This is a genomic window from Blastococcus capsensis, assembly GCF_030165005.1.
Lineage (GTDB): Bacteria > Actinomycetota > Actinomycetes > Mycobacteriales > Geodermatophilaceae > Blastococcus > Blastococcus capsensis.
Window position 1 is genome coordinate 1 of sequence record NZ_JASNNW010000033.1, and the last position, 14,449, is coordinate 14,449.

Annotated in this window: 15 protein-coding genes; 8 read left to right on the forward strand and 7 right to left on the reverse strand. The window is 75.0% G+C overall.

Annotated features, from left to right (window positions below; translation table 11 throughout):
- The first annotated feature begins 385 nt into the window (after positions 1–385).
- The 3 genes from QOZ86_RS19890 to nudC are packed head-to-tail and all read left to right on the forward strand — an operon-like array spanning position 386 to position 3,986.
- Positions 386–1,738 carry a M16 family metallopeptidase gene (locus QOZ86_RS19890; protein WP_284493711.1) on the forward strand — a complete coding sequence of 451 codons (1,353 nt, stop codon included), beginning with the start codon at positions 386–388 and terminating at the stop codon, positions 1,736–1,738.
- On the forward strand, positions 1,735–3,099 hold the full coding sequence (locus tag QOZ86_RS19895; RefSeq protein ID WP_284493712.1) for a M16 family metallopeptidase: 1,365 nt from the start codon (positions 1,735–1,737) through the stop codon (positions 3,097–3,099). Before QOZ86_RS19890 ends, QOZ86_RS19895 begins: the two co-directional genes overlap by 4 nt.
- Complete coding sequence (nudC, locus tag QOZ86_RS19900; protein ID WP_284493713.1) at positions 3,096–3,986, forward strand: NAD(+) diphosphatase; 891 nt, start codon at positions 3,096–3,098, stop codon at positions 3,984–3,986. The genes QOZ86_RS19895 and nudC overlap by 4 nt, the downstream gene beginning before the upstream one ends.
- Before the next feature lie 64 nt (positions 3,987–4,050).
- Here nudC and QOZ86_RS19905 read toward each other — a convergent pair whose 3' ends face one another.
- The 3 genes from QOZ86_RS19905 to QOZ86_RS19915 are packed head-to-tail and all read right to left on the reverse strand — an operon-like array spanning position 4,051 to position 5,614.
- Positions 4,051–4,767, reverse strand: coding sequence for a nucleoside/nucleotide kinase family protein (locus tag QOZ86_RS19905; protein WP_284493714.1), 717 nt, complete (start codon positions 4,765–4,767; stop codon positions 4,051–4,053).
- A complete protein-coding gene (locus QOZ86_RS19910; RefSeq protein ID WP_284493715.1) occupies positions 4,704–5,351 on the reverse strand; it encodes an ANTAR domain-containing protein in 648 nt (215 codons plus the stop codon). Before QOZ86_RS19910 ends, QOZ86_RS19905 begins: the two co-directional genes overlap by 64 nt.
- The gene (locus QOZ86_RS19915; RefSeq protein WP_284493716.1) at positions 5,348–5,614 is read right to left on the reverse strand and encodes a mycoredoxin; all 267 of its coding nucleotides are present in this window, start codon (positions 5,612–5,614) and stop codon (positions 5,348–5,350) included. The genes QOZ86_RS19910 and QOZ86_RS19915 overlap by 4 nt, the downstream gene beginning before the upstream one ends.
- Positions 5,615–5,796: 182 nt before the next feature.
- Between QOZ86_RS19915 and QOZ86_RS19920 the strand changes: the two genes are divergently transcribed.
- The 4 genes from QOZ86_RS19920 to QOZ86_RS19935 all read left to right on the forward strand — a co-directional run bounded on the left by QOZ86_RS19920 (position 5,797) and on the right by QOZ86_RS19935 (position 9,082).
- The gene (locus tag QOZ86_RS19920) at positions 5,797–7,791 is read left to right on the forward strand and encodes an ATP-dependent helicase (RefSeq protein ID WP_284493717.1); all 1,995 of its coding nucleotides are present in this window, start codon (positions 5,797–5,799) and stop codon (positions 7,789–7,791) included.
- Positions 7,792–7,982: 191 nt separating this feature from the next.
- Positions 7,983–8,309, forward strand: a complete 327-nt coding sequence (locus QOZ86_RS19925; protein ID WP_284493718.1) for a hypothetical protein — start codon at positions 7,983–7,985, stop codon at positions 8,307–8,309.
- A gap of 142 nt (positions 8,310–8,451) precedes the next feature.
- Positions 8,452–8,823, forward strand: coding sequence for a WhiB family transcriptional regulator (locus tag QOZ86_RS19930; protein ID WP_284493719.1), 372 nt, complete (start codon positions 8,452–8,454; stop codon positions 8,821–8,823).
- A gap of 94 nt (positions 8,824–8,917) precedes the next feature.
- On the forward strand, positions 8,918–9,082 hold the full coding sequence (locus QOZ86_RS19935) for a hypothetical protein (RefSeq protein ID WP_284493720.1): 165 nt from the start codon (positions 8,918–8,920) through the stop codon (positions 9,080–9,082).
- 111 nt (positions 9,083–9,193) lie between these two features.
- On the opposite strand, the gene QOZ86_RS19940 is transcribed toward QOZ86_RS19935, so the two are convergent.
- From QOZ86_RS19940 to QOZ86_RS19950, 3 genes are all read right to left on the reverse strand, one after another.
- Positions 9,194–10,516 carry an ABC1 kinase family protein gene (locus QOZ86_RS19940; protein WP_284493721.1) on the reverse strand — a complete coding sequence of 441 codons (1,323 nt, stop codon included), beginning with the start codon at positions 10,514–10,516 and terminating at the stop codon, positions 9,194–9,196.
- Positions 10,517–10,582: 66 nt separating this feature from the next.
- The gene (locus QOZ86_RS19945; protein WP_284493722.1) at positions 10,583–11,698 is read right to left on the reverse strand and encodes a ThiF family adenylyltransferase; all 1,116 of its coding nucleotides are present in this window, start codon (positions 11,696–11,698) and stop codon (positions 10,583–10,585) included.
- 166 nt (positions 11,699–11,864) lie between these two features.
- Positions 11,865–12,017, reverse strand: coding sequence for a DUF5679 domain-containing protein (locus QOZ86_RS19950; protein WP_012950213.1), 153 nt, complete (start codon positions 12,015–12,017; stop codon positions 11,865–11,867).
- A gap of 420 nt (positions 12,018–12,437) precedes the next feature.
- On the opposite strand from QOZ86_RS19950, the gene QOZ86_RS19955 reads away from it, so the two are divergent.
- Positions 12,438–13,028, forward strand: coding sequence for a M48 metallopeptidase family protein (locus QOZ86_RS19955; RefSeq protein WP_284493723.1), 591 nt, complete (start codon positions 12,438–12,440; stop codon positions 13,026–13,028).
- Between the two features lie 51 nt (positions 13,029–13,079).
- Here the strand turns inward: QOZ86_RS19955 and QOZ86_RS19960 are convergent, their stop codons facing one another.
- Positions 13,080–14,444, reverse strand: a complete 1,365-nt coding sequence (locus QOZ86_RS19960; protein WP_284493724.1) for a PQQ-dependent sugar dehydrogenase — start codon at positions 14,442–14,444, stop codon at positions 13,080–13,082.
- Positions 14,445–14,449: the final 5 nt, after the last annotated feature.

Genomic DNA, 14,449 nt, shown 5'->3' on the forward strand with positions numbered 1-14,449 from the left:
GTCCCCCTGCGGCGCTGAGCCCGTCCGCGATCCTCCTCGGGGAGCCTTCGGCCCCCGCTCGTCGGTCGCCACCGCGGCCAACGGCCGTCCCCCTGCGGCGCTGAGCCCGTCCGCGATCCTCCTCGGGAAGCCTTCGGCCCCCGCTCGTCGGTCGCCACCGCGGCCAACGGCCGTCCCCCTGCGGCGCTGAGCCCGTCCGCGATCCTCCTCGGGGAGCCTTCGGCCCCCGCTCGTCGGTCGCCACCGCGGCCAACGGCCGTCCCCCTGTGGCGCTGAGCCGCTGCCCGTGTCCCGGACGGGAGCCTCCGGGCCCCGCGACCGGGTCCACCCCGGACGGGTGCACCGCACGGCAGGCGCCGCCGCCGCGCGGCTACTGTCGGGAACCGTGACTGCAGCTGGTACCGAACTGACCCTGCGGCACCCGATCGAGCGGTTCACGCTGGGCAACGGCCTGCGGGTGGTCCTCGCCCCCGACCGGAGCGTGCCGGTGGTGGCGGTGAGCGTCTACTACGACGTCGGGATGCGCAACGAACCCGAAGGGCGCACCGGCTTCGCCCACCTCTTCGAGCACATGATGTTCCAGGGGTCGGCCAACGTCGCCAAGATGGAGCACGCCCGGCTGGTGCAGGCCGCGGGCGGCACCTTCAACGGCTCCACGCACCAGGACTACACGAACTACTTCGAGGCGCTGCCGGCCGAGGCGCTGGAGCGCGCGCTGTTCCTCGAGGCCGACCGGATGGCCGCTCCGGCGATCACCGAGGAGAACCTCCGCAACCAGATCGACGTGGTGAAGGAGGAGATCCGGGTCAACGTGCTCAACCGGCCCTACGGCGCCTTCCCGTGGCTGCAGCTGCCGCAGGTCGCCTTCGACACCTTCGCCAACACCCACGACGGCTACGGGTCCTTCGTCGACCTGGAATCGTCCACGGTCGACGACGCCACCGACTTCTTCTCCCGGTACTACGCGCCGGGCAACGCCGTCCTGTGCATCGGCGGAGACCTCGACGTCGCGGAGACCGAGAAGCTGGTCCACCGCTGGTTCGGGCCCGTGCCGGCCCGCGACGTGCCGCCCCTGCCGCACACCGGCGAGCCGTCGCCCACGGCCGTGCGTTCCGCCGTCGTGGAGGACGCCCTGGCCCCGGCTCCGGCGCTCGCCATCGGCTGGCGGGTGCCCGACCCGGTCGGCGACTTCGACTCCTACCTCGGCACCGTGCTCCTGGCCGAGCTGCTCAGCGAGGGCGACGCCTCACGCCTCGAGCGCCGGCTGATCCACGACGACCGGATCGCCATCGCGCAGAGCAGCTACGTCGGGCTGTTCGGCGACCCCTTCGACGTCCGCGACGCGACGCTGCTCACCACGCAGGTGCACCACCCGGCCGCCGTGCCCGCCGACCGGGTCATGGCCGCGGTGCACGAGGAGGTCGCCCGGATCGCCCAGGACGGCGTCGAGACCGCCGAACTGCGCCGGGTCCAGGCCCGCGTCGAGGCGCAGCTGCTCCAGCAGGCCGACTCGGTGCTCGGCCGCACCCTCGCCTTCGCCGCGGCCGAGCTCGTCCACGGGCGCGCCGAGCTGGCCGGCGAGCTCGCCGCCCGGCTCGCCGCCGTGTCGCCGGAGGCCGTCCGGACGGCCGCCCGCGGGCTGGACCCGGGCACCGCCGCGGTGCTCGAGCTGCGACCGGCGGGGAGGCCGCCCATGAGTGCCGGAGGCGCCGGTTCCCCACTGGAGGTGCGTCGATGACCGCGACCCAGGAATCCCCGCTGATCCCGTCGCTGGGCGAGCCCCGGCCCTACCCGGTCCCGGTGGTCGAGGAGACCACGCTGCCCACCGGGCTGCGCGTCGTCGTGGTGCCCCGGCCAGGGGTGCCGCTGGTCGAGCTGCGGTTGCGGGTGCCGTTCGCCTCGCCCAGCGCGCGCAACGCGGGCGTGCACGCGGCCCGCGGCGCCGTCCTGTCCGGTGCGGTGCTGCTGGGCACGGAGAAGCACGACCAGACCGGCATCGCCCAGCTGCTGCAGAGCCACGGTGCGGAGCTGTCGGTCAGCACGGACGCCGACCGGCTCGTCTTCGGCACGACCCTGCTGCCCGGCGGCCTCGGGCCCGTCCTCGGCCTGCTCGCCGAGCTGCTCACCGAAGCCAGCTACCCGGCCGGTCAGGTCGACGGCGAGCGCGACCGGCTGGCCGAGCGGATCGCGATCGCCCGCACCCAGCCCGGCACCATCGCCCGCTCCGCGCTGGCCGCCCGCCGCTACGGCGCCCACCCGTACGCGATCGGTCTGCCCGACGCCGACCTGGTGTCCGCGGTCCGCGCGCCGGCGCTGCGGCGCCTGCACCGGGAGCGGGTGGTGCCGGCCGGGAGCATCCTCGTCCTGGTCGGCGACGTCGACCCCCGGGCCGCGGTGGACACGGTGGCCACGGCCCTCGGCGGCTGGACGGCGACCGGCAAGGCGGTGGAGACCCCGCCGGTCGGCGACCAGCGGGCGCCGGGCGTCGAGCTGGTCGACCGCCCCGGTGCGGTGCAGTCCAACCTCCGGCTGGGCGGCCCGGCCCCCGGCCGCACCGATCCCGACCTGCCCGCGGCGCGGCTCGCAGCGATGGTCTACGGCGGCTACTTCTCCTCACGGCTCGTGGAGAACATCCGCGAGCGGCGGGGGTACAGCTACAGCCCGCGCAGCGCCGTCGAGCACCAGCGGGCCGCGTCGTCCTTCCTGGTGGAGGCCGACGTCGCCACCGAAGTCACTGGCCCGGCCCTGCTGGAAACGCTCTACGAGCTGGGCCGCATGGCGCTGACGCCGGTCACCGAGGCGGAGCTGGACGCCGCCCGCCGCTACGTCCTCGGCAGCATGGCGCTGTCCACGTCGACCCATGCGGGCCTGGCCAGCACGCTCTCGGCGCTGCTGGGCTCGGGGTTGCCGGCCGACTGGCTGACCGCCCACCAGCGCGACCTCACCGCCGTCACGGTCGAGGAGGTGCAGGCGGCCGCCGCCCGCTACCTGGCGCCGGAGAAGCTCACCGCGGTCGTCGTCGGCGACGCCGGCCGGGTCGCCGCCGGACTCGGGACCCTGGCACCGGTCACCGTCACCGGGGGCGGCGGGGAGGCGTGACCGGCGGGCCGGGCACCGGCGGGGGGCCGCTGCTGTCGCGGACCGCGCACGACCGGGCGCATCTCGCCCGGCTGCTGCCCGACCCCGCCGCGGGGCGTCCCGTCCGGGTGCTCACGGTCGACGCCACCCGCGCCGTGCCGGTGCTCGAGCACCCGTCCGGCCCACGGTTGGTGTGGGACGAGCGGCCCTCGCTGCCGGTCGGTGGGGTGTATCTCGGCGAGGCCGACGGCGTGCCCTACGCCGCGGTCCGCGGCGAGCGCTCGCTCACCGTCGACGGCCGGCCCGTGGACCGGTGGGCCGGCCTGCGTGACCTGGGCGCGGAACTGGACGACCTGGACGGCGGCCTGCTCGCCCAGGCCATCGGCATCCTGGAATGGCACGAGCGGCACCGGTTCAGTCCGCTCACCGGGGCGCCGACCACCGTGGAGCGGGCCGGCTGGACGCAGCGCGACCCGACGACCGGCGCCGAGTTCTTCCCCCGCGTCGACCCCGCCGTGATCATGCTGGTCCACGACGGGGCCGACCGCGTGGTGCTCGGCCGGCAGGCGGTCTGGCCGCCCGGGCGCTTCTCCATCCTGGCCGGGTTCGTCGAGCCGGGGGAGTCGGCCGAGGCCGCCGTCGCCCGCGAGGTCGAGGAGGAGGTCGGGCTGCGGGTCACCGACGTGCGCTACGTCGCCAGCCAGCCGTGGCCCTTCCCGCAGTCGCTGATGCTCGGCTTCGTGGCCCGCGTCGACGGCGACCAGGAGATCCGGATCGATCCGACCGAGATCGAGGAGGCGCGCTGGTTCACCCGGGACGAGCTGCGGGCGCCGGACGGGCAGCTCGCGGTGCCGCCGTCGATCTCGATCGCCCGCCACGTCCTCGACCGCTGGTTGAAGGACGACTGAAGGACCCCGCTGCCCCCCACCGCTCGCAGGCTCGCGGCGGGCCCCTGCAGCGGGGCCGTTCCAGCTAGCCGGCAGCCCAGCGGCCGGCCAGGACGAGTGCCGGCCGGTCGGGGTGGTCGGCGAGCACCACGGCGTCGGCCAGTGCGGCGGGGTCGACCTCGTCGTCGTAGCGGTCGTAGGCCGGCAGGGCCCAGGCCTGCTCCGGCGGGGTGCGCCGGCGCCGTGCGGCCGGCGACATCCGCAGGTGCACCACGACGTCGAACGCCAGCCCGACCCCTTGCAGCAGTGCCCCGGGGACCAGCAGCACGGCCCCGTCCGGGAGCGGTACCCGCGGGAGCCGGGCGGCCCGGTCACGCGCGGTGTCCCACAGCACGGGCAGGTACTCCCCGGAACCGCCCGGCCCGGTCGGCGCGAGCACCTCCCGGTCGATCGCGCCGACGTCGAGCCAGTCGGTGTACCGGGCGTCGGGGTCGGTGCGGCCGTGCTCGAGCCGCAGCGATGCCGGCCGGTAGAACCCGGTGGCGGGGACGACGACGGCGGCCCGCCCCAGTGCGGGTAGTCGATCGGCGATCGCCGCGGCCAGCACGTCGGGATCGGCGACCTCCGGACCGTCGACGGCCACGCGCAGGGCGACTGCACCCGCTTCCGCGGCGGTCTCCGCCAGCAGGACGGCGAGACGGTCGGCGAGGGCCTCCGGGGAGAGCGGCTCCGGACGGGTCAGGACCGGCCGTCCGCTGCGGCGACGGCGCCGCTGACCATCCGCATCACTCGTGGCACGCACGTCGTCACGGCGACCGGCGCAGAGCCCTCGGCGCAGTCGGGCGCGACGGCGTCGGGGACCAGACCGTCGAGCACCTCACGGGCGAGCTCGGCGACGGGCCGCCCCTGGGTGCGCGCCTCCCGGCGCAGCGTCTCGAACGCCGTGCGCGGGCTCGAGCCGTGCCGCTCCGCGAGCACGCCGATCGCCCGCTCGGTGGACACCCGGGCGGCGAGCGCATGCTCGAGCTGCGCGACGGTGCGCTCCAGGGCGGCGATCCGCGCGTCGACCGGGTCGCTGTCGGCCGGGGCGGTCACCGGCCCGCGTGCCGAGCGCCTGGCCGTGCGGTCGGGCTCGGGGAGCGCGCCCCGTTCCTCGGCCACCAGGTCGGCCAGCGTCATGCCCTCGACCAGACCGTCCACGCGCTCACCCGGGAAGGCGTCGTCCGACAACGGGACGACGACCCACCCCCGCGAGGTGCGGGTGACGGCGACCGGAGAGCCGTCGGTGAGCGGGCACCCGGTTCCCGCGGGACGGCGAGCGGCGTCCGGAAACGCCCACTCGTCGGGCTCCTCGGGCGGCCGGGGACCGGGGACCACGTACCTCACGCCTCCGGGAGCCGGGCCAGCTGGGATCTGACGGCGTCGATGCTCGGGTTGGTCAGTGCGCTGCCGTCGGCGAACACCAGCGTGGGCACGGTGCGGTTGCCCCCGTTGGCCGCCACGACGATCTCCGCAGCCTGCGGGTCGGCCTCGATGTCGACCTCCGCGAACTCGATGCCCTCGCGCTGCATGAGCTTCTTGAGCCGCACGCAGTAACCGCACCACGTGGTGGTGTACATCGTGACGGCAGCGCCGGGGGTGGTGGTCATCGCGGGGAGTCTCCCTGTTCGTGCCTGGCGGGTCCAGCCCCGGAACGGGGTGGCGTGCTGTGTGCATCCCAACGTGTCATCCCTGGGCATGCTTCCCGCCGGGTGTCGGTGCCGGCTGGGAGGATCGTGCCGGGCCGGACAGGTCCGGCGGAAAGGGCGCAGGGACGGGAGGCACGGCGGAGATGGCGCATGCGGACGCGGAGGCCGTCCTGGCCGGCCTCGACGACGAGCAGCGCGCGGCGGCGCAGGCGGTGTCGGGCCCGGTCTGCATCCTCGCCGGTGCCGGCACGGGGAAGACCCGCACGATCACGCACCGCATCGCCTTCGGCGTCCACGCCGGGACCTACGTGCCCGAGCAGGTGCTCGCCGTGACGTTCACCGCGCGGGCCGCAGGGGAGCTGCGTGCCCGGCTGGCCGCCCTCGACGTCGGCGGGGTTCAGGCGCGCACCTTCCACGCCGCGGCCATGCGCCAGCTGCGGTACTTCGCGCCGCGCGTGCTCGGCGGGCCGATGCCCGGGCTGATCGAGAACAAGCTGCGCGTGGTCGCCTCCGCGGCGGCCCGCAACCGGCTCACCACCGACCGCGCCAGCCTGCGGGACCTCGCCAGTGAGATCGAGTGGGCGAAGACGACGCTGGCCACGCCCGAGGACTACCCGGCCCGGGCCAGGGCGGCCGGGCGGGAGGCGCCCTTCGAGCCGGCCGCGGTGGCCGCCGTCTACGCCAGCTACGAATCGGCCAAGCAGCGGGACGGGGCGCTGGACTTCGAGGACCTGCTCCTGGTCACCGCGTACGCGCTCGAGGAGCATCCCGACGTCGCCCGGCAGGTGCGCGCGCAGTACCGCCACTTCGTCGTCGACGAGTACCAGGACGTCAACCCGCTGCAGCAGCGGCTGCTCGATGCCTGGCTCGGCGGCCGGGCCGACATCTGCGTCGTGGGCGACCCGAACCAGACCATCTACTCCTTCACCGGGGCCGATCCCGACTACCTGCTGGGGTTCGCCGACCGCTATCCCGACGCCGCCGTGGTGAAGCTGGAACGCGACTACCGCTCCACGCCGCAGGTGGTCGGCCTGGCGAACCGGTTGATCGGTCAGGCGCCCAAGCGCAAGGGCCTCCCCGGGTTGCGCCTGCTCGGTCAGCGGGCGGGCGGCCCCGAGCCCACGTTCGTCGAGCACCCCGACGAGCCGGCCGAGGCCGCCGCGGTCGCGGCGCGGTGCAAGGCGCTCGTCGACGACGGCACGCCCGCCGCCGAGATCGCGGTCCTCTTCCGGATCAACGCGCAGTCGCAGGTGTACGAGTCGGCGCTGGCCGACGTCGGGGTGCCGTACGTCCTCAAGGGCGGCGAGCGGTTCTTCGAGCGGCCCGAGGTCCGCGAGGCGGTCCTGCTGCTGCGCGGCGCGGCGGCCGGTGGCAACGAGCCCGGCATGCTCGTGCCCGCAGTCCGCGACGTGCTGGCATCGGTCGGCTGGGCCGAGCACCGGCCGCCGCCCGGGGGAGCGGCGCGCGACCGCTGGCAGTCGCTGGCCGCGCTGGTCGACCTCGCCGTCGACCTGGTCGCCGAGCACCCGTCGCTGGACCTGGCCGGCTTCGTCACCCACCTGGCCGAGCGGGCCGACGCCCAGCACGCGCCCACCGTCCAGGGCGTCACGCTCGCCTCGATGCACGCCGCCAAGGGCCTGGAGTGGGACGTCGTCTTCGTCGTCGGCCTGGTCGACGGCGTGCTGCCCATCGCGCAGTCGCTGAGCCGTCCGGAGGCCGTGGAGGAGGAGCGTCGGCTGCTGTACGTGGCGGTCACCCGCGCCCGCGAGCAGCTCACCCTGTCGTGGTCCCTGGCCCGCAATCCGGGGGGCCGCCGTTCCCGGCCGCGCAGCCGGTACCTCGACGGGCTGGCGCCGGACTCCGGGCCCACCGCCCCGCCGGCCCGCCGCCCGGCCAAGCGCGCCAAGGTGGTGCTGGAGGGGGAGGCCGGCGAGCTGTTCGAGCGGCTCCGGGCCTGGCGCAGCCAGGCCGCCCAGTCGGCGTCGGTCCCGGCATACGTCGTCTTCACCGACGCGACCCTGCAGGCCATCGCCGAGAGCCGCCCCGCCAGTCTGCGGGAGCTGTCGGGGCTGCCCGGCATCGGTGCCCGGAAGCTCGAGCTCTACGGCGAGGACGTGCTGGCCGCCGTCAGCAGCTGATCGGGCAGGCCCGCGCCGGAGCCGGGGGTGACGGCAGGCCGTTCCAGAACCGGTAGGGACGCCGAGTCGGAGGAAACGTCGTTAATTCGATTGACCCCCGATCCGGGGCCGCCCTAGTGTCCCGTTCCACACCCGCTGCACCACCGTGCACGCCCGGCCGGTGCGCAGAGAGAGGAAGGGGGGCACCCGCGATGACGAACATCACCTGGACCGCTGCTGCCTCCACCGACCTCCTGGGCCGGAGCGGCGCCGATGTGCGCGCGGGCGGCCTGATCATGGCCGGCCCGGCTGCCCGGCACGAGAGCACCGGCCTGCCCATCGCGCCCTGCGCCGACGTCCAGCCGGCCACCGAGGTCGTCGGCGGAACCGCTGACACGGGCACGTCCCGCATCGCCTCCGCCTTCGACCGGCGCCCGAAGTCGCTCCGCACGGCCGAGCGCTTCCTCGTGCCCACCTACCTGCCCCAGCACGACGGCACCACCCTCGGGATCCGATTCCCGGGGAGACCGCTGAGCTAGCCGCTCACCGGTCCTCCTCGAGGCCGCGGAACCCGAACCCGGGATCCGCGGCCTCTTTCTCTTCCTCCGCGGCACCCGGCCCCCGACTTCGGTCGGCGGACCTCCCGCCGGCCGTACCCGACGAGTACGAGGAGGAGCGGCAGTGCCGCAGACGATCGACCGCCCGACGTCCCACCGCCGGCCCGGGCTCTTCTGGACCGGCGGCGTCACGCCGTCGAACAGCCCCCACCCACCCCACCCACGACGGCCACACCCCCCGCTGCCACCCGCACCGGTCCGGCGCCCGCTGCCGTGCCGGGTCCAGGACCCCGAGCTGTGGTTCGCCGAGAGCCCGGCTCAGCTGGAGCTCGCCAAGAGCTTCTGCGGCGACTGCCCGGCCCGGGACTCCTGCCTGGCCGGCGCGCTGGACCGCGCCGAGCCCTGGGGAGTCTGGGGCGGCGAGATCTTCGACCGCGGCGCGGTCATCGCGCGGAAGCGGCCCCGCGGCCGTCCCCGCAAGGTCGTCGCCGCGTGAGCCCGCGCCCATCGACGGCCGGTGGACCGACGCCCGACCAACCGACATCCAGCGCACCCGGCGGCCGCCGGGCCGCAACCCGGAGGAACCCACCATGCACATGCACGAACACCAGCTGGCCACCAGCCGCATGCGTGAGCTGCAGGCCGAGGCGTTGGCCGCCTCACGCGCCCGGCGGCTCTACCTGGCGCGACGGGCCGCCCGTCGCGCCGAGCGTGCGGTCCGCCGGGCCGCCCGCGCCAGCGCCGCCGTCTACTGAGCACATCGCGGTGCTCCGGACCGCACCGCGGCCAGTGGCCGTCCCCGGCTTCGCGGAGCCGTCGAGTCACGCCTGCGCCGGACCCCCGGGCACACTCTGCGTGACCGAGCGCTACTCCGCGAAGCCGGGGAGCCATTCCTCCAGGACGGCGCGCCAGTCGGCGGCCGCGTCGAGCTGGCAGAGCACGCCGATGGAGCCGATGGAGACCCGGTGGATGAGCAGGTAGGCCGGTGGCAGGTTCAGTTGCCGGCCCAGCCGGTTGGCCTCGGTCCGCGGATCGCCGATCCGCACGGCCTGCTCCTGCATCCAGGCGCGGGTGAAGTGGAAACGCTGACCGGCGATCGGCTCGAGCAACGGCCGCAGGTAGTCCAGCACCTCTCCCGGGTCGACGTCGACGCCCGGTCGCACGAAGCCCTCGGTGCGCAGGTCGGCCAGAACGTCCTTGGCCCGGCCGGCCAGCGCCCACCGGAGCAGCCGGCCGATGGGCTCGGGATGCCCGTCGGGGAGCCGGGCCGTGGCCCCGAAGTCGATGACCCCCAGCCGGCCGTCGGGCAGCAGCCGGAAGTTGCCCGGGTGCGGATCGGCGTGCAGCAGCCCCGCGCGCTGCGGTGCGGAGAAGTGCAGCACCGCCAGCAGCCGGCCCGCGCGGTCGCGGTCGGCTCGGCTGCCGTCGGCGATGACCCGGGAGAGGGGATCGCCCTCGAGCCACTCGGAGACGATCACCTTGGGGGCGCTGGCCACCACCCGCGGCACGGCGATCTGCTCGTCACCGGCGTAGGCCGCGGCGAAGCCGCGCTGGGCGTCGGCCTCCAAACCGTAGTCGAGCTCTTCGACGACCCGCGCCTTCAGCTCCGCGATCAGCGGCTTGACGTCCAGCCCGGGGAAGACCGCCGCGAACAGGCGGGCGAACCGGGCCAGCTGGTTGAGGTCGCTCATGAGGGCCGTGGCCGCGCCCGGGTACTGGATCTTCACGGCGACGTCGCGGCCGTCGCGCCAGGTGGCCCGGTGCACCTGGCCGATGCTGGCCGCCGCCGCCGGTGCGTCGTCGAACTCGCGGAAGCGCTGCCGCCAGGTGCCGCCGAGCTGCTGGGCCAGGACCGCGTGCACGGTCCGGACCGGCATCGGCGGCGCCGCCTCCTGGAGCTTGGTGAGGGCCTCCCGGTACGGCGCCGCCATCTCCTCGGGCACCGCCGCCTCGAAGACCGACAGCGTCTGCCCCAGCTTCATGGCGCCGCCCTTGAGCTGGCCGAGGACGGCGAACAGCTGCTCGGCGGTGCGCTGCTGCAGCTCGGCGTTCACCGCGTCCGCCGACTGGCCGGACAGCCGCTTGCCCAGGCCCAGCGTGGCCCGGCCCGCGGCTCCCAGGGGGAGGGAGGCCAGCCGGGCGCTGCGCGCGACCGACCCCCGCGGCATCACCGGTCGCTCGTCACTCACGCGTCCTCCTCGCCGGCCCCCGGTTCGTGCGGCGCCGTGTCGTGCCCGGTGAGCCCGTGAGCTCGCTCAGCCGCCCATTGTGGACTGTCCTGCCGCGGGTCCGCCGGGAGGAGGTGCCGAGGCGCCGTCGCGACGGCCGGGTCCGGGGTCCGCCGCACCGCAGCCGCACGTCGGGTGGGGCGGCCATCGGCGCAGGCGGGGCAGTAGATCCGGTGGCCGCACCTCGACGGTGGCGTCGAGGGTGAGCGGCGCGCCCGCGTCGTCGAGATAGGCCAGGGCCTGGCCGGCGGCCAGGAGCGCGGTGAGCAGGCAGGTCAGCGTGGCGCCGCTGGCGGGTGCCTCGCTCGCGGTCAGCTGCGCGGCCAGCCGCGGCCAGCGCGCATCCGCGTCGCGGCGGTGGAGATCAGCGCAGTGCAGGCAGCTGCTGGTGCCCGGGAGCACCAGCGGCCCGACCACGCCCGTCTCGCCCCGGACGGTGGCCACCAGGTGCGCCCCGTCGGCTGCGGCGACCAGTGGATCGGAGGCGGCCCAGGCCCGGGTGTACACCGTCAGGTCGGGCGCCAGCCCGGCCGGCAGGGGGCCGAGATCGGTCAGCGGGCTGGCTCGGCGGATCGCGTCGGCCGCTGCCGCGCTGCGCGGCCGCCCCTCGTCGGCTGCGGTCAGCCCGCCCACCACGGTGTCGGCCGCGGTGACGATCCCGGCGTCGCGCACGACCACCCGGCCGACCCCGCTGGCGGCGAGCACGGCGGCCAGCGGCGTGCCCACTCGTGTCGCGCCCTCGACCACCACGGTGGCCAGCCGGCGCGTCCGCCAGGCAGCAGGCCGGATGCCGGGCGCGCCGGTCGCCGCCGGCAGCTCCACCGCAGCCCGTGCGACCGCGGCCGGCCCGGTGCCGATCGCCAGGAGATCGGCGGCGTCGAGGTCGGTGAGCAGCCCGGTCTGCCGGCAGGCCTGGAGCACGGCGTCGACCAGAGCGGGTTCCAGGCCGTCGCGGGCGGCGTCCGCCCGCACCATCCGCTGCGACCGGCGCCCGTCCAGGCCACGCAGCAGGGGCGCCAGGCCGGCGGCGGGTTCCAGGAGTAGGCCGTCGGTGGAGTCGACGCCACCGACCTGCAGGTTGCCGGCCTCGCCGAGGAGCAGCGGGGTCGCCGCCGGGAGCAGGGGATGGACGCTGTCGCTCACCCCGGCAGGGTGGCAGCCCCGCGGCGGGACCGCGGCCGTCGTCCACAGGGTGCGGACGACGAACGGCGGCGTCCCGCAGGGGACGCCGCCGACGCGAGTGGATGGAACGGTCCTTCTGCAGGGGCCCGCCGCGAGCCTGCGAGCGGTGGGGGGCAGAAGGATCCTTTCAGGCCTTGCCGAGGATCCGGTTCATCTTGGTGCCGCACACCGGGCAGGTGCCCTGGGCCATGCGGCGACCGGACTCGCTGACCTTGACCTCGCCGTCGAAGTCGCGCTTCTCCTTGCACTTCACGCAGTAGCCGTTGTAGCTCTCCGCCACGGGATCTCCTCGTCTCTGGGTCGTCCCGGCTCGCACGCCGGGCGCCGTTGCGCGAGCACGCTACCCGGCGCGGGCGCCTGCGATGCCTCCGGCGGCCGCCCAGGTGGCACGGGCACCGCAGATCCGGCAGCCGCGGTGGCGGTGCATCACCCACAGCTGTGGACAGACCTGTGGAGGCGATGGGGACGAGCAGGCGTGTCGCTGTGCGGAACCGGGGGACGGCGCGGGAAACGGGTACCGGCTGCAATGGCCGGCGCGGCCACGACCTGCACGGATGTCCCCGGCCGGGTGTGGACCGCCCACCGGCCGGCATCTCGTCACCGGCTGGAGCGGTGGCCATGTCCACCGTCCGTGCGACCTGCACCCGAGAGGGTGTCCCTGCGCAGGCGCCACGGCCGAACGGTGTCCTACGGTTCCTCCGTGCCCGGAACCACTCGCGACGCCGCCGCCCTGCCCGAGCCGGCGGACGACGACCTCGTGGAGGTCAGGCGCAGCACGCGCCGGCGACGCACGGTGACGGCCTACCGCGAGATGGGTCGCACCGTGGTCCTCATCCCGGCGGCGTTCAGCCCGGCCGAGGAGCAGCGCTGGGTCGCCCAGATGGTGGCGAAGCTGCAGGTCCGCGAGGAGCGCCGGAAACGGTCGCTGGGCGGCGACGTGGAACTCCTGGCCCGCGCCCGCGCGCTGTCGACCGCCCACCTGGACGGGCTCGCGGAGCCGACGAGCGTGCGCTGGGTGGACAACCAGCACCGGCGCTGGGGATCGTGCACGCCGGCCGACCGCGCCATCCGGCTGTCGAGCCGGCTGCGTTCGATGCCGGAGTACGTCGTCGACTACGTGCTGGTGCACGAGCTCGTCCACCTGCTCGAGCCCGGCCACGACGACCGCTTCTGGGCGCTGGTCGCCCGTTATCCGCGTGCCGAACGGGCGCGCGGCTTCCTCGAAGGGGTCGAGCTCACCGCCACGGCCGGCGCGGCCGGCCAGGACGGCACACCCGACCTCGACGACTAGGTCATCGAGTCGATCAACGCCGCCCACACTCGTGCCGCGGAGCGGCGAGAGCTACGACGAGCCGTCCGGCGGTACCAGCTTCAGTACCTCTCCCGTGTCGCCGACCGGACCGGCCCGGTCCTTGACGAGCACGTACATCTCGCCATCGGCGTCCTGGCCGAATCCCTGCAGGAAGCGCCCCAGCTCGCCGTCGGGCGAGCTGGCGATGCGAACCGGTTCCCATGGCCACAATCCGTCACCCTCCGCCGGGACGGCGGCGAGGATCGTCCCGCTCGGCCGCTCGTAGGTCTCCGACCAGTCCCCGAAGACGTAGACGCCTTCGAGCTCGGGCATCGCCTCACCCCGGTAGACGTATCCGCCGACGACCACCAGCCCGACCTCGTCGTGGGAGTACTCGATGACGGGCGGGATCAGTGGGCGCCCGTCCGGCCCGACGTCGGCGCAGTTCTCCTCCACCTGGTCGGCATTGTCCACATCGAAGCAGTGCGTCCCCTCCTTGATCCGCCAGCCGTAGTTGCCGCCGCGCTCGACGATCGAGACCTCCTCGAAGAGGTTCTGCCCGGCGTCGCCGACGAACAGCCGGTTCTCCCCTTCCAGGTCGAAGGAGAAGCGGTAGGGGTTGCGGAAGCCGTAGGCGTAGACCTCCTCCTCGCCCGAGCCGGTCGCGAACGGGTTGTCCTCGGGGATGCCGTAGGGATCGCCGGAGTCCACGTCGATCCGCAGGATGCTGCCGAGGATCGTGCCCGGGTCCTGGCCGTTGCCCGGGATCGGGTGACCGACGCCGACGTCACCGGCGCCACCACCGTCGCCGAGGGAGAGGTAGAGGTAACCGTCGGGCCCGAACGCCACTGTTCCGCCGGCATGGTTGGCCTGCGGCTCGTCGATCCGCATCAGCACTCGTTCCGACGCCGGGTCGGCGAGCAGCGGGTCGGAGGTCACCCGGTACTCCGACAGGTGGCTCGTGTTGTTCCATTCCTGGGGTGCGCCCGGGCGCAGTGGCGCGCTGTAGTACACGAAGAAGCGCCCGTTCTCGGCGTACTCGGGGTGGAACGCGAGTCCGAGGAGTCCGCGCTCGTCGTAGGACTCGTCCAGCGGCACGACCTGGTCGCGAATGTCGAGGAACGGGTCGTCCAGGAGTTCCCCCTCGGGAGTGATGACCCGCACCAGGCCGATCTGATCGACCACGAACAGCCGGCCGCTGCCGTCGGGCGCCTCCGCCATCGCGACGGGCGAGGTCAGCCCGTCGGCGATGCTCTGCAGAGCGACAGCCGGGTCGGCCAGAGGTGCAGGTGCGGCGGCGTCCTGCCCCTCGGTGCCACCGGCCGCCGGGCCGGGGCGCGACGGGCTTCCGCTCGTGGCCGGGCCTGCGTCACCGCAGGCCGCGAGCGCGAGGGTCGCAGCGGCAACCGCGGACACGACGA

Coding starts and splice junctions, on each gene's coding strand:
- QOZ86_RS19895 (WP_284493712.1), top strand. CDS start 1,735: ATGACCGCGACCCAGGAATCCCCGCTGATCCCGTCGCTGGGCGAGCCC.
- QOZ86_RS19915 (WP_284493716.1), bottom strand. CDS start 5,614: ATGACCACCACCCCCGGCGCTGCCGTCACGATGTACACCACCACGTGG.
- QOZ86_RS19920 (WP_284493717.1), top strand. CDS start 5,797: ATGGCGCATGCGGACGCGGAGGCCGTCCTGGCCGGCCTCGACGACGAG.
- QOZ86_RS19925 (WP_284493718.1), top strand. CDS start 7,983: ATGACGAACATCACCTGGACCGCTGCTGCCTCCACCGACCTCCTGGGC.
- QOZ86_RS19935 (WP_284493720.1), top strand. CDS start 8,918: ATGCACATGCACGAACACCAGCTGGCCACCAGCCGCATGCGTGAGCTG.